The 12,346-nt window shown below is 57.2% G+C and carries 10 protein-coding genes and 1 tRNA gene; 6 read left to right on the top strand and 5 right to left on the bottom strand.

What is annotated here, in order from left to right; all coding sequences use genetic code 11:
* Nucleotides 1-150: 150 nt before the first annotated feature.
* The 3 genes from ABM428_RS05645 to ABM428_RS05635 form a co-directional block, all read right to left on the bottom strand.
* Complete coding sequence (locus ABM428_RS05645) at nucleotides 151-1,563, bottom strand: FAD-binding oxidoreductase (RefSeq protein WP_132996996.1); 1,413 nt, start codon at nucleotides 1,561-1,563, stop codon at nucleotides 151-153.
* A gap of 30 nt (nucleotides 1,564-1,593) precedes the next feature.
* Complete coding sequence (gene ggt / locus ABM428_RS05640; RefSeq protein ID WP_132996997.1) at nucleotides 1,594-3,402, bottom strand: gamma-glutamyltransferase; 1,809 nt, start codon at nucleotides 3,400-3,402, stop codon at nucleotides 1,594-1,596.
* A gap of 81 nt (nucleotides 3,403-3,483) precedes the next feature.
* On the bottom strand, nucleotides 3,484-4,470 hold the full coding sequence (locus ABM428_RS05635; protein ID WP_037943631.1) for a D-glycerate dehydrogenase: 987 nt from the start codon (nucleotides 4,468-4,470) through the stop codon (nucleotides 3,484-3,486).
* Nucleotides 4,471-4,596: 126 nt separating this feature from the next.
* On the opposite strand from ABM428_RS05635, the gene ABM428_RS05630 reads away from it, so the two are divergent.
* The 6 genes from ABM428_RS05630 to ABM428_RS05605 all read left to right on the top strand — a co-directional run bounded on the left by ABM428_RS05630 (nucleotide 4,597) and on the right by ABM428_RS05605 (nucleotide 10,682).
* Nucleotides 4,597-5,103, top strand: a complete 507-nt coding sequence (locus ABM428_RS05630) for an SH3 domain-containing protein (RefSeq protein WP_005852039.1) — start codon at nucleotides 4,597-4,599, stop codon at nucleotides 5,101-5,103.
* 70 nt (nucleotides 5,104-5,173) lie between these two features.
* A complete protein-coding gene (locus tag ABM428_RS05625; RefSeq protein WP_353628257.1) occupies nucleotides 5,174-6,163 on the top strand; it encodes an NADPH:quinone reductase in 990 nt (329 codons plus the stop codon).
* 294 nt (nucleotides 6,164-6,457) lie between these two features.
* A tRNA-Gln gene (locus ABM428_RS05620) sits at nucleotides 6,458-6,532 on the top strand.
* Between the two features lie 56 nt (nucleotides 6,533-6,588).
* On the top strand, nucleotides 6,589-8,769 hold the full coding sequence (locus ABM428_RS05615) for a DUF6538 domain-containing protein (RefSeq protein WP_353628256.1): 2,181 nt from the start codon (nucleotides 6,589-6,591) through the stop codon (nucleotides 8,767-8,769).
* 519 nt (nucleotides 8,770-9,288) lie between these two features.
* Nucleotides 9,289-10,146, top strand: coding sequence for an MBL fold metallo-hydrolase (locus tag ABM428_RS05610; protein ID WP_353628255.1), 858 nt, complete (start codon nucleotides 9,289-9,291; stop codon nucleotides 10,144-10,146).
* Nucleotides 10,147-10,340: 194 nt separating this feature from the next.
* Nucleotides 10,341-10,682 carry a zinc ribbon domain-containing protein YjdM gene (locus ABM428_RS05605; RefSeq protein WP_340271364.1) on the top strand — a complete coding sequence of 114 codons (342 nt, stop codon included), beginning with the start codon at nucleotides 10,341-10,343 and terminating at the stop codon, nucleotides 10,680-10,682.
* A gap of 298 nt (nucleotides 10,683-10,980) precedes the next feature.
* Here the strand turns inward: ABM428_RS05605 and ABM428_RS05600 are convergent, their stop codons facing one another.
* On the bottom strand, nucleotides 10,981-11,622 hold the full coding sequence (locus ABM428_RS05600; protein WP_340271337.1) for an AAA family ATPase: 642 nt from the start codon (nucleotides 11,620-11,622) through the stop codon (nucleotides 10,981-10,983).
* A complete protein-coding gene (locus ABM428_RS05595) occupies nucleotides 11,619-12,254 on the bottom strand; it encodes a hypothetical protein (protein ID WP_353628254.1) in 636 nt (211 codons plus the stop codon). The genes ABM428_RS05600 and ABM428_RS05595 overlap by 4 nt, the downstream gene beginning before the upstream one ends.
* Between the last annotated feature and the right edge of the window lie 92 nt (nucleotides 12,255-12,346).

The raw sequence follows: 12,346 nt of genomic DNA, 5'->3' as shown, positions 1-12,346 counted from the left end.
AACGCAGAACCCAGCCGACCAAAGACAGCACAAATGCGACCAACGTCGAAAAACTCGCGCGCAGGCCGCTTCCAAATGGTTAAAATCCCCGCCGGAGGCATCGCATCCCTGCCGGTGGCAGGGATCGATATACCGCGCGCGCCGTCCCGACTACGCCAGGGATTCGGGAAGAATCTTGCCCGGGTTCATAATGTTATCGGGGTCGAGCGCCTGTTTGATCGCGCCCATGACGCCCACTGCCGCTCCCAGTTCCTTGACCAGATAGGGGCGTTTGCCCTGTCCGATGCCATGCTCTCCGGTGCATGTCCCCTCCATCGAGATCGCGAGCTCGTTGAGCCAGCTAATGAACGCCTCGGCGCGGGCGACTTCATCCGCGTCGTCCATATCCAGAAGCAGCGAGGCGTGGAAATTGCCATCGCCTGCGTGGCCGACGATGGGCGCAATCAGGTCCAGCTCCGCCGCTTTGGCGTTCGCGCGGCCGACCGCTTCGGCGAGTTTTGAGATCGGCACACAAACGTCGGTCGCCACCGCCTTGCAGCCGGGGCGCAGGGCCAGCATCGCCCAATAGGCATCATGGCGCGCTTGCCACAGCTTGTTGCGTTCCTCCATCGTGGTGGTCGCCTGATAGTCGGTGCCGCCGTTTTCATCGGCGAGCGCTGCGAATGTCTCGGTCTGTTCGACTACACCGGCGTCAGAGCCATGGAACTCCAGTAGCAACATCGGCGTTTCGGGCAGCGACAGTTTGGCATAGCCATTCACCGCGCGCACGACCATCGCGTCCAGCAGCTCTATCCGTGCGACGGGCAGCCCGTATTGGATCACGCTTTGCACGGTTTCACAGGCCGCCTCGACCGAGGGGAAGGAACAGCGGGCAGAGCTGATTGCCTCGGGGATGCCTTGTAGCTTCAACGTGATTTCGGTGATCACGCCCAATGTCCCTTCAGAGCCCACCATCAGGCGCGTCAGATCGTAACCCGCAGATGATTTGCGCGCCCGTGCACCGGTGCGGATCACCGTGCCATCAGCCATCACCGCCTCGACCGCCAGAACGTTGTCCTTCATCGTGCCATAGCGCACCGCATTGGTGCCCGAGGCCCGCGTCGCCGTCATCCCGCCAAGCGAGGCATTGGCCCCGGGATCAATGGGAAAGAACAGGCCCTGATCCCGCAAATGGGTGTTCAGCGCCTCGCGGGTGACGCCGGGTTGCACGCGGCAATCCAGATCGCCGGCGTTGACCTCGACCACAGCGTCCATCTGCGTGACGTCGATCGACACGCCCCCCGCGGGCGCATTCACATGCCCTTCAAGCGAGGTGCCGGTGCCGAAGGCGATGACCGGCACCTTATGCGCGGCGCAGACCTTCACCACAGCCGCGACATCATCGGTCGAGCGGGCAAAGATCACAGCATCGGGAGCCTGATTTCTGATCCAGGTCGTCGTATGCCCGTGCTGTTCGCGGATCGCGTCCCCCGTCTGGAAGCGTTCGCCGAATTGCTGCTTGAGGATACCCAAAGCGGTGTCGATCCCGGTCTCGTTGCGGGGCATGTCGGTGGCCTGTGCCATATGGTCTTTCCTTTGGTTCAGAATGGGCGATCACTCGCCAAGGGCAATGCCTTCGCGGCGCGGGTCAGCCCCGCCGCGCAGATCATCGCCAATCGAAATCATATGCAACCCCGAGGTCAGCGCGCGGGTGTTCACCTCGTAGCCAAGGCCGGACAGCGCATCGGCCATCGCGGCGGCGTCGGTGCCTTCCTCAAGGTCGTAGGGGCCGAACCGGTTGATCGCATGGGGCAGTGCTGCGGCCTGTTGGACATCCATTCCCCAATCCAGATGCGCGATGATCGCGCCCGCGACATAGCCGATGATGCGGCTGCCACCGGGGCTGCCCACGGCCAGAACCGGCGCGCCATCCTTCATCACAATCGTCGGTGCCATCGACGAGCGCGGGCGTTTTCCCGGCTCGACCCGATTGGCAATCGGCACGCCATCGGTATGCGACCGGAAAGAGAAATCCGTCAGCTCGTTATTCAACAAAAACCCGCGCACCATCAGGCGGCTCCCAAAGCCGTTTTCGATGGTGGTGGTCATACTTGCGACATTGCCCATGCTGTCCACGATCGACACATGCGAGGTCGACGGCAGCTCGATAGAGATATCATCGGCAAAGTTCAGGGCATGGTCGAAAGCGGGCGCGCCCGCGGTGACTTCCGGCAGCGCATCGTCGCCCTGCAACAGCTTGGCGCGATCCGCCAGATAGGATTGGTCGAGCATACCGGTCACCGGCACCGGCACATAATCGGTATCGGCCACATAGCGCCCCCGATCCGCAAAGGCGAGCCGCGAGGCATCGCCGATCAGCCGCAGCACATCCGCGTCCGCCGGTCCGGCGCTCAGGTCCGCGTTTTCCAGCAGCCCCAATATTTGCCCTACAGCCAGCGCACCAGAGGACGGCGGCCCCATGCCGCAGACCTCATGCCCGTGATAGGGCGCGCAAAGGGCGTCGCGTTCCTTGACCCGATAGATCGAAAGATCGACCTCTGACAGCACACCGGGGTTGGTGGCCCCTTGGACAGCCCCCACGATGTCGCGCGCAATGTCGCCGGTATAAAAGGCATCGGCCCCGCGTTCAGCCAGCGCTGCAACCGTGCGGGCATAGTCAGGGTTTTTCAGCGTATCGCCTGCCTGAACCGGCACGCCATTGGGCATGAAGTAATCTGCGGTTGTCGCGGAGGTTGCTAGCCGTTCGGCGTCATCAGCCACCAGCGCCGCAAGACGTGGGGACACGGCAAAGCCCTTCTCGGCCAATGCGACAGAGGGGGCCAGCAACTCGGCCCAGGGCTGGTTGCCCCATTTCTCATGCGCTGCGGCCATCAACGCAGGGGTGCCCGGCGTACCGACCGACCGCCCGCCAACGACGGCGTCAAAGAACCCCAGCGGCACACCTTGATCGTCCTGAAAGAGTTGCGGCGTGACCGCCAGCGGCGCGGTTTCGCGCCCGTCCAGCGTGGTCAGCCTGCCCGATGCGGCGTCATACCAGACCAGAAACGCCCCGCCACCCAGGCCAGAGCTTTGCGGCTCCACCAGCCCCAGCATCGCTTGGACGGCGACCAGCGCGTCGGCAGCGGTGCCCCCCCGTGCCAGCACATCCGCCCCTGCCTGAACCGCATGAGGGTTGGCGGCGGCGACCATCCAGTTCCGGGCGATGACGGGTTTGCCCGCATCCTTAGCCTCGAAGGCGGCGGTGATCCGCGGCGACATGCCGGTAAAGCTGCCTTGGCTGGCACCTTCGGGCGCGACACTATCGGCGGCCTGTTGCGCGAAAGCGGCCCCGCTTACAAAACCACCTATGGCGATGGCTGTGCAGGTCCGCCCGATGTACTTTACGATGTGATGTGCAAGCATGGTCCCCTCCCCGTTCCGGTGCTCGGGGTCAACCTACTTGTTTTTAGCGCCAGCGCAAATTGAACCGCACCGGCGCTGCGCCTAAAGCATCGAGGGGACGACCTGATCGGGCGGACGGTGCCCGTCTTCGAAGGTCTTGATGTTGATGATGACCTTCTCGCCCATTTCTACCCGCCCTTCGAGCGTCGCAGACCCCATATGCGGCAAGAGCACGACATTGCTCAGCTCGCGCAGGCGCGGGTTGATGTCGGTGCCGTGTTCATACACGTCCAGCCCTGCGCCTTGCAGCTCGCCCGCGCGCAGCATCCGCGTCAGGGCGTTTTCGTCGATCACCTCCCCCCGGGACGTGTTTACGATCACCGCGTCGGGCTTCATCAGCTTCAGGCGGCGGGCGTTCATCAGATGGAAGGTGCTGGGGGTGTGCGGGCAGTTGATGCTCATCACGTCCATGCGGGCCACCATCTGGTCAAGGCTTTCCCAATAGGTCGCGCCAAGGCTCTCTTCGATCTCGGGGCGCAGACGGCGGCGGTTGTGGTAGTGGACCTGCATGCCAAAGGCAGCCGCGCGCCGAGCGACGGCCTGACCAATGCGGCCCATCCCCAGAATACCCAAACGGCGGCCGCTGACGCGCCCGCCAAGCAGCGCAGTCGGGGCCCAGCCCTGCCAATCGCCTTTTTGCATCTGTGCCATGCCTTCGGACATGCGTCGTGTGACCGCGAGAATCAGCGCCATGGTCATATCGGCGGTGTCTTCCGTCAGCACGCCGGGGGTATTGGACACCAGAATTCCGCGCTGCCGCGCTGTCATCACGTCAATATGATCGACCCCCGCCCCGTAGTTCGCGATCAGTTTCAGCCGGTCCCCCGCCTGCCCGATCAGTGCCGCGTCGATTTCATCGGTCACGGTGGGCACCAGAATATCCGCAGTTTTCATCGCCTCGCCCAGTTCAGAGCGGGTCATCGGCGTGTCATCCGCGCGCAATGTCACATGAAACAGTTCCGTCAATCGCTTTTCGACGACTTCCGGCAACCGTCGCGTGACTACAACACTTAGCGGTTGCTTTGACATTGTGGGCCTCCCAAATATGGCTTTGCACTGTGCTTGGTGGCATGGTGTCCCAAGCAGAGACGAGGCACAAGAACCTCGCAGGGCAAAACTGCATTAAATCAACGGCAACAGACCAGACAGGCAGTCATGAAACCGATGTTACGTTCCGTCCTTTTGGGCGCCCTTGCAGCCGTTCACCTGTGCACCACCCCGGTTTTCGCGCAAGAGGTCGGCCAGGTGACCAACCTGCCAGTGCCCCGTTTCGTGTCCATGAAAGCGAGCGAGGGGAACGTGCGGCGCGGGCCGTCGCTGACGCACCGGATCGATTGGGTGTTCAAACATCGCGACCTGCCCCTGCGCATCACGGCAGAGCATGGCCATTGGCGCCGCGTCGAAGACCGCGACGGTATGGGCGGCTGGGTGCATTATTCGCTGTTGTCGGGCACGCGCACCGTTCTGGTCGAACAGGACCGTTTGCAGCTGCTTGTCCGCCCCGACCCCAAGGCCCCCGTCGAGGCAGAGCTTGAACTGGGCGTGATCGCGCGGCTCGGAGCCTGCGACCTTGAATGGTGTTTCCTGCGGGTCGGCGGCTATAAAGGCTGGGCCCCCAAAGCACGGCTTTGGGGCGTGGGTCCGAAAGAGCTACGCGACTGACCGCGCAATTGCACATGCCGCGGTCTTGGGCTTAGGTGACACAACACCGTCCCCATGATCAGGAGCTCTCATGCGCGCAGTCACCTATTCCACCCTTGGCGAAGCACGCGACGTGCTGACGCTGACCGAGATGCCAACCCCTGCCCCCGCTGCGGGCGAGGTGCTGGTGCGGCTGGCCGTGTCGGGGGTGAACCCCTCCGATGTGAAATCCCGACGCGGGCGCCCCGGCATGACCCATCCCCCCTTCGAGACAGTGATCCCACATAGCGATGGTGCCGGCGTGATCGAGGCCGTGGGCGACGGTGTGGACCACGCCCGCGTGGGCCAGCGCGTCTGGATCTGGAACGGGCAATGGCAGCGCCCCTTCGGCACTGCCGCGACCCATATCGCCCTGCCGCAAGCGCAGGCCGTCCCGCTGCCCGATGACGTGAGCTTTGACACTGCCGCCAGCCTTGGCATCCCCGGGCTGACCGCGGCCCACGCCGTGTTCAACGGCGGTGATGTCGCGGGGCAAACGCTGCTGATCCAGGGGGGCGCGGGCACCGTCGGCTATCTCGCCGTGCAATTCGCCGCCTGGGCAGGGGCGCGCGTTATCGCCACCACCGGAGCCAGTGGGGCCGAGCGCGCAAAATCCGCAGGCGCGCAGGTCGTGCTGGACTATAGCGCCCCCGATCTGGCGCAACAGGTGCTTGATGCCAACGGTGGTGCCCCCGTGGACCAGATCGTCGAGGTCGAATTCGGGGCCAATATCGCGCTGGATGCCGAAGTGATCAAACCCAACGGGCGCATCGCGGCCTATGGCTCTGCCAAGGTGATGGAGCCGACGCTCCCCTTCCTGCCCCTGCTCTTTAAGGCGGTGACCATCGACATCATCCTCGTCTACCTGCTGACCGAGGCCGAACGTGCCCTCGCGATCAAGAAAACCCATCAAGCCTTGGCCGAAGGTGCGCTGCACTGCCCGGTCGAGCAGACATTCGCACTGTCAGACACGGTCAAAGCCCATGAAGCCGTCGAAGCCGGTGCCCGCGCCGGCGCGATCTTGATCAAGTGCGAAGGCTGACAGCCCTAGCACGCGACACATACCGCCCCGTTGAAGCGAGGGAGGACGGCGGCGGTGCGCCCCCACGTCCCCCTTTCGCGCGATCACGTGTTCGCTCGGACACAGGATATCAGCAGCAAGACCTACAGCGGCAATAGGCCCCCTGCGGTAGAGCGACCCCGCTGATCCTCCCCAATAGAACCCAGCCTGCTCTGCCCCAAACACGGCTCAAGAATAAATTCCGAGATTCTCCCCACTTTTTCTCCAGAAAGGTATTGCACCCCCCCGCACTCCGGACTAATTACGCCCACACGTTGGGATGTAGCCAAGTGGTAAGGCAACTGTTTTTGGTACAGTGTACCGTAGGTTCGAATCCTACCATCCCAGCCAACTTTCTTTCTCACACTCGAAATAACAAAGACTTAACCAAGTCTGGCACGCAATGTGTGTCACAGCATTCTGAGACTGTAACACAGAGTGTGACACATGGCCTTGCGCGCTATGCCCAGCAGCATCGCGTTTCAGCCCGCGGAAACCACCGACAAAAACCTAAATATCGAGCCGGCCCCTACCTGATGCGTAGAGGCCGGATGTTCTATTTCCGTAAACGTTTGCCAGCAGCCATATCAAAATTCGGTTCAAACCAATTTATCTGTCTTTCATTGCGAACCCACCTCCCGCTCGACGCCGTGAAGCGTGCCGCCAGGCTGCTTTCGGTCTACGAGAAAAAGGAGACAGACTTCGTGGACGCACTGACCGAACAAAAATTGAGCCCCGATACCGCTAAAGCGATACTGTTGGAGGCAATGCGTGGCGAACTGAGCAAGATGGCCGATGAAGAAAGACAGGCGGATCAAGTATCTGATGCAGATATTGATCAAAGACTTGCAGCGCTTGAGGCGGAAAACCGACGCTTGCGGCGAGCAGCCCGCAACAAAGAATGGGGAGACGTACTGGTTCTTCTGAAAGAGGCCAGTGCTCTGGTTTCCGTAAGTCTCCAGGAGACCATCCCTAACGATCTGGGTCAACGAGCCATTACGCTAAAGCGACGTCTCAACGATGTAAAAATCGCTATGGATGAAGGCGATGACTTGCGAACAGCCAGTCGAGACCTTTTGGCAGGCCATGGCGTCGCGGATTTCGATGCTTTCATTAAGGCTCCTATCCTCTTGTCCGAAGCAAAGGCCAAAACCGATGAGCTTTACCCGTCAAAAGACATGAAGCGGATTACGGCAGGGGTTCACCGACTTCTGGAAGAATTCTTTGGTAACAGTCCCATCTCAATATTGACGAAGGAAAAACAGAAGGAATTTCTGGGGTGGGCTTCGAGGTTGCCAAGAACTCAAGGCAGGAGTCATGGCAGGAACCGCCATGGGCAGTCCGGAAAAACTGTAACCAAGGCAGAAGAAATCTCGAAAGCCGATGCAGAAGATCTGCTGTGCTTAGAAGAAGTTCGATCGATTGAAGGCATTTCAGATGCCGAAAAGCGAGCGCTATTGGCGGATCGTCTTGTTCCGCGCGTGACCATCAATACGCTTAGAAAATATCGTGACGCCATGAATCGCATGTTCAAATCGGCATTGGAACTGGGTGCCGATGCGCCAGAAGCTATTTCATATTCAAAAATGGAACATCACATCAGATCTCTCGCGCCGGAGGACAAGCTTTATATCCGTGTCACGAAACCGAAGATCCGCATGCCTTGGACGGAGGAAAGGATTTCGAAACTTCTATCGTGCCCAATCTACAGTGGCTGCGCATCAGAACACCGTCGCTGGCAGCGCGGAAAGCTCATCATTCGCGACGCAGACTATTGGGTACCGCTGATAGTTTTGACAATAGGATCTCGAATTGAAGAGATCCTATTGCTCAAACGAAGCGATGTTCGTTACCGTGATGGGATCTATTTATTGGCAATCGCATCAGGTGCGGAAAACCGTGGTAAAACCGAAGATGCAAAGCGTCTCGTTCCTATCCCAAAGATGCTGATCGATCTCGGATTCATCGAATGGTTTCAGTCTTTACAGCAAGATCACGGTATTCTTTTGTTCCCCGAGGCTGTCAGACGCTCCCAGTCCGGAGAAGTAAGTACAGCCTATGGCAAGCACCTTCGCCGAATCTTCAATCACATTGGGATTGGCGATTTTGATGAGGATTTCTATGCGCTTCGGAAAACATTCTCGAGTGCCCTGAAGCGAGAGGACGTGGAGGAAGGTCAACGCCAAGCAATCGCAGGGCACAAGCATGGTTCAATCATCAACGTGCACTATACAGCGCATCACCTCAGTGACTTGAAGGATGCCGTCGATAAAGCAGATTTCAAACTCCAAATCGGTAAAAAGCGTCAGTACGGTTTTCCGGTCATCATATCATGCGATTTGGCACAGGGCTCATCGCTCGATGTGGAGATTACACTCGGTGAACTTTCCGAGGCGGATACCGTTGTTGTGCGTGACCCAAATCTGGCGCAACCGCTTCTCATGCAGTCGGGTATTGGAAAGCTATCGGATGAAAACGTGCGGCAGTTAGCAGCGAGACTACGCGAAATAACTGCGCTTCGCCCCTTAAATCTACCAAAGAGCTCGGCAAAGCGTGCAGCCTTTGAGGCTTTGCAGGCACTGGCCTGACCTTGTTCAACGCTTGATTGATGTACCGCGTCGAGCGACGAACTTTTTGACCGTCCACCAGCGGATCTGAAGCAAGGCTTGAAGGCTGCGTAATGCCGCAACGACGCGCTCGCCTCATATGCTACCTTGCAGCAGCCATCGCCGTGCTGGCTTCCTTCCTGTCGTTGAAATGACAGGAAGGAAGCTTTGAAGGAGCTGAGTGATCCAGCGAAGGCTTTGAATTACCCGCAGCAACTTTCTCAAGTAAGGAGCCGCATCCATGCGGCTCCTTAAGTGTTCCCATTCAATGCTTGCCAACGACAATGAGCACCACTTTTCTGCCAACGCACTGAAATCATATCCATTTAGAAAAATCTGTCTTGGCTGCAACTGCGCTAATCGCTGATTTCTTGTAAGCAATGTTTTTGCCAGTTTGAGTGGATACATCGAACAACGTGCGGGTTGCGTGGGCCAATCTGGAATGTATCATCCTTGGAAGTCTAAACACTGTTTCGCAGTTCCACCCCAAGGAGTTTCATCATGTCCGACAATTACGTCGCTCTTTTGGGCACGAAAGGCGGGCCAGCCATCCGTCCGGAATCCTCGATGCCGACGTCATCGTTATATGCACTGAACGGCCAGAAAATTATTGTCGACTGTGGGTTGGGCGTGACCAAAGGTTTGGTCGATCAAGGCATGCAACTGAAAGACCTGTCACTTATTATCATCAGCCACCTGCATTCGGATCATTATCTTGAATTAGGGCCGCTGTTGCACACTGCGTGGACAGCAGGGCTAAAAACACACGTAGACATCTATGGCCCACCCGGATTGGATATGTATTGGAAAGGTTTTTGCTCTTCGGTGAAGGCAGACATCGACCTCCGCATCGAAGACGAAGGTCGACCGGACATGCGTGATCTCATAACCATCCATACTATCGACGCTGGGCCTGTGTTATCCCGTGATGGCGTCACGGTCTCAGCCATTCGGAACCAACATCCACCACTCGTCGATACCTTCGCATTGTCGTTCAAGACAGATGAGCTACACGTCGTATTTTCAGGCGACACCGCCCCAATCAAAGCGCTCGAAAATTTCGCACGAGGTGCTGATTTGTTGATCCACGAGGCAATGCTTGAGTCCGCCCTACCTGCGCTATTAGAACGAATTGGAAACGGCAGTGAAAAGTTGATGGCGCATCTTCTAAAATCTCACACCTTTGCCCATGAGGCGGCAATGACAGCAGCGAACGCAGGTGCAAAACGACTTGCTCTCACGCACCTCATTCCTTCCGATGACCCCGCCTATGACGAAAAAGATTGGCAAGAAGCCTGTGCTGGACACTACAATGGCGAGCTTATTGTAGGCCATGACGCGATCCGCATAGAACTTTGAGAAGTCGGATCACGCGATAACCATAGAGCCCGCTTACGATAGCGAAAGAACGACTTTAAGACTTTGCCTTTATTAGAGGTTTAGGGCCACTGCAGCGTTTGCAGGCATTTACTCATCGGGTAGAGTTTGTCGATTTGCTAATGAAGATGAATTTTAGCTGTGCCGTAGGACCACATCGAGTTATGACCACTTTTATGACTGATCAATTACCCCCATGTCCTGAATGCTCCTCGGCCTATGTTTATCAAGTTGATAACTTATTGACTTGCCCAGAATGCGGCTATGAATGGGTGTCTGAGGAACCGGCCGACACAGCATCTGAAGTGCGTGACAGCGTTGGAAACACCCTTCTGGATGGTGATACGGTCACCGTTATCAAAGATTTGAAGATTAAAGGCTCTTCGTCGGTGGTCAAGGTCGGGACCAAGGTCCGCGGTATTCGATTGGTGGACGGCGAACACGACATAGATTGCAAAGTTCCAGGAATTGGTAAGATGGGCCTAAAATCTGAATTCGTGAAGAAAGTATCTGGATAATTCAGTCCTCAGGTAGGTTTGCGTCGGGCGATGACAGAATGTCGGCATCCGTAGCTTGCGGTACTCAGAGCATCCTGATGACTGTTGAGGTCACTATGTGTGCCCCCAACGAACAAGGTGTGTCTCGGCACTCCAATCCTGTTCACTTTAGGCCGATAGGTACGACCTTTTGACGGGCGGGAAACTGACATTCGCCGAAACCGTAAGCGAAGCTAAATGTGATCTTCGCAACCCAACCCGATAATTTTGGATCGGACGAGACGAACGCCAGTCATAAAGTAGGTTTAAATCTGTCTCGCTAAGCTTTCAGAAAACCCAGAATTTCATCAAATAGGCCTGCTATTTCCCGAGCGCCTTTGCTTCCGCTCCTACCAGCCTCCTGGACTCCACGGCCATCAATCAGAGAGCTTTGAAATGCCGTTCGGTACCCGACTTTGGATTGAGCGACCACTACTTCCGGGTGTGCGCTGGCGCAATATGCTTCTGCGTCTGCCACTTGGTTCCCACGCGCCGGCGTTTGAGACAGCAGAAATCGCATTTTATAGGCTTTGGATCTAAGAAGGCGGACTGTATCCGCGACAGCGCGCACGTCAAAAAGCGACGGGCGCAGCGGCAATAGAATTAGATCAGACCTGGCAGCTACGAGCTCGACCAGGGTTGAATCTCGCCGACCGGGTGTATCCAGTACGACATAGTCGAAACCATCGTCAGCGGCCTGACCCAAGATATCATTCAGCGTCTCCGGCGTACCGCGAACTACCACAGGGTTCGCATCTCCCCGCATTCGAGACCATTCCAGGACTGACCCCTGCGGGTCCATGTCGATAATTGCTACCTGACTACCTTCTTGCTTCAGGAGGGCTTCCATCGCAAGATGAACTGCAATTGTAGATTTTCCGCTACCGCCCTTCTGACCGACCAAACTAACAACCTTGGTCATTGCATCCCCCGATCAAGGTTTTTTGCGCCACCAAGTGACTTTTCTACCAGCACCTCAAAGCGTTCGATGATCATTGCTTTCAAAGTCGCGTGTTCGATCTGAATAGCCTTCTGGAGGAGTGCGTTTACATGAGGATCACCCTCGTACTTCAACTCACACAGGTCGCGCGTGTTTAAAGTGGCGTTTGACAAGGCCTCTGACGCTTCCTTGTATGATCGTTCAAGTGGCAGGTAATCGGTCACAGATTGCGAGGCTTTCATTTCATCCTTGATAGCAGCCATCGCAAAAGAAATTGGATCCGTTCCACATTCACCCTTAAGCTCTTCAACGACCTTCTCGCAAATTTTACTTCGAGAACCGTTCGGTAATTCTTCCAGTGTCTTGGCCAAATTTTCCCATTTGGGTCGACCAGCCATTGACGCAAGAAGCGCCCTCGGAAAATCATGTGACCCCGCCAAGTCCACTAACTTTTCGTACAACCCAAGTAACTTTGATATGTCGGTTTTCGAGATACTCATCATTTCGGCGATACGAACCTGTTTGAAGGACATCTTCTTCAACTCGATCATGATGCCAATCTTGTCACCAACCGTATAATCGCTTCTGGAAATGTTTTCTTGCAGCTGCGCCACCAACCTCTCTTCACCGTCAATCGGTCGCACAATAGCTTTGAGGCTGATCCCCAAGAGTGAAGCAACACGAAGTCTGAATCGCCCCGAGTTTG

It is taken from the genome of Sulfitobacter sp. TCYB15 (genome assembly GCF_040435955.1).
Taxonomy (GTDB): domain Bacteria; phylum Pseudomonadota; class Alphaproteobacteria; order Rhodobacterales; family Rhodobacteraceae; genus Sulfitobacter; species Sulfitobacter pontiacus.
Note: the sequence above shows the minus strand (reverse complement) of the source record. Positions and strands in the feature narration are given on the sequence as shown.

Excerpts from the sequence above, each read along its gene's own strand:
- ABM428_RS05645 (WP_132996996.1), bottom strand. The coding sequence starts at position 1,563 with ATGGCACAGGCCACCGACATGCCCCGCAACGAGACCGGGATCGACACC.
- ggt (WP_132996997.1), bottom strand. The coding sequence starts at position 3,402 with ATGCTTGCACATCACATCGTAAAGTACATCGGGCGGACCTGCACAGCC.
- ABM428_RS05635 (WP_037943631.1), bottom strand. The coding sequence starts at position 4,470 with ATGTCAAAGCAACCGCTAAGTGTTGTAGTCACGCGACGGTTGCCGGAA.
- ABM428_RS05630 (WP_005852039.1), top strand. The coding sequence starts at position 4,597 with ATGAAACCGATGTTACGTTCCGTCCTTTTGGGCGCCCTTGCAGCCGTT.
- ABM428_RS05625 (WP_353628257.1), top strand. The coding sequence starts at position 5,174 with ATGCGCGCAGTCACCTATTCCACCCTTGGCGAAGCACGCGACGTGCTG.
- ABM428_RS05610 (WP_353628255.1), top strand. The coding sequence starts at position 9,289 with ATGTCCGACAATTACGTCGCTCTTTTGGGCACGAAAGGCGGGCCAGCC.
- ABM428_RS05605 (WP_340271364.1), top strand. The coding sequence starts at position 10,341 with ATGACTGATCAATTACCCCCATGTCCTGAATGCTCCTCGGCCTATGTT.
- ABM428_RS05600 (WP_340271337.1), bottom strand. The coding sequence starts at position 11,622 with ATGACCAAGGTTGTTAGTTTGGTCGGTCAGAAGGGCGGTAGCGGAAAA.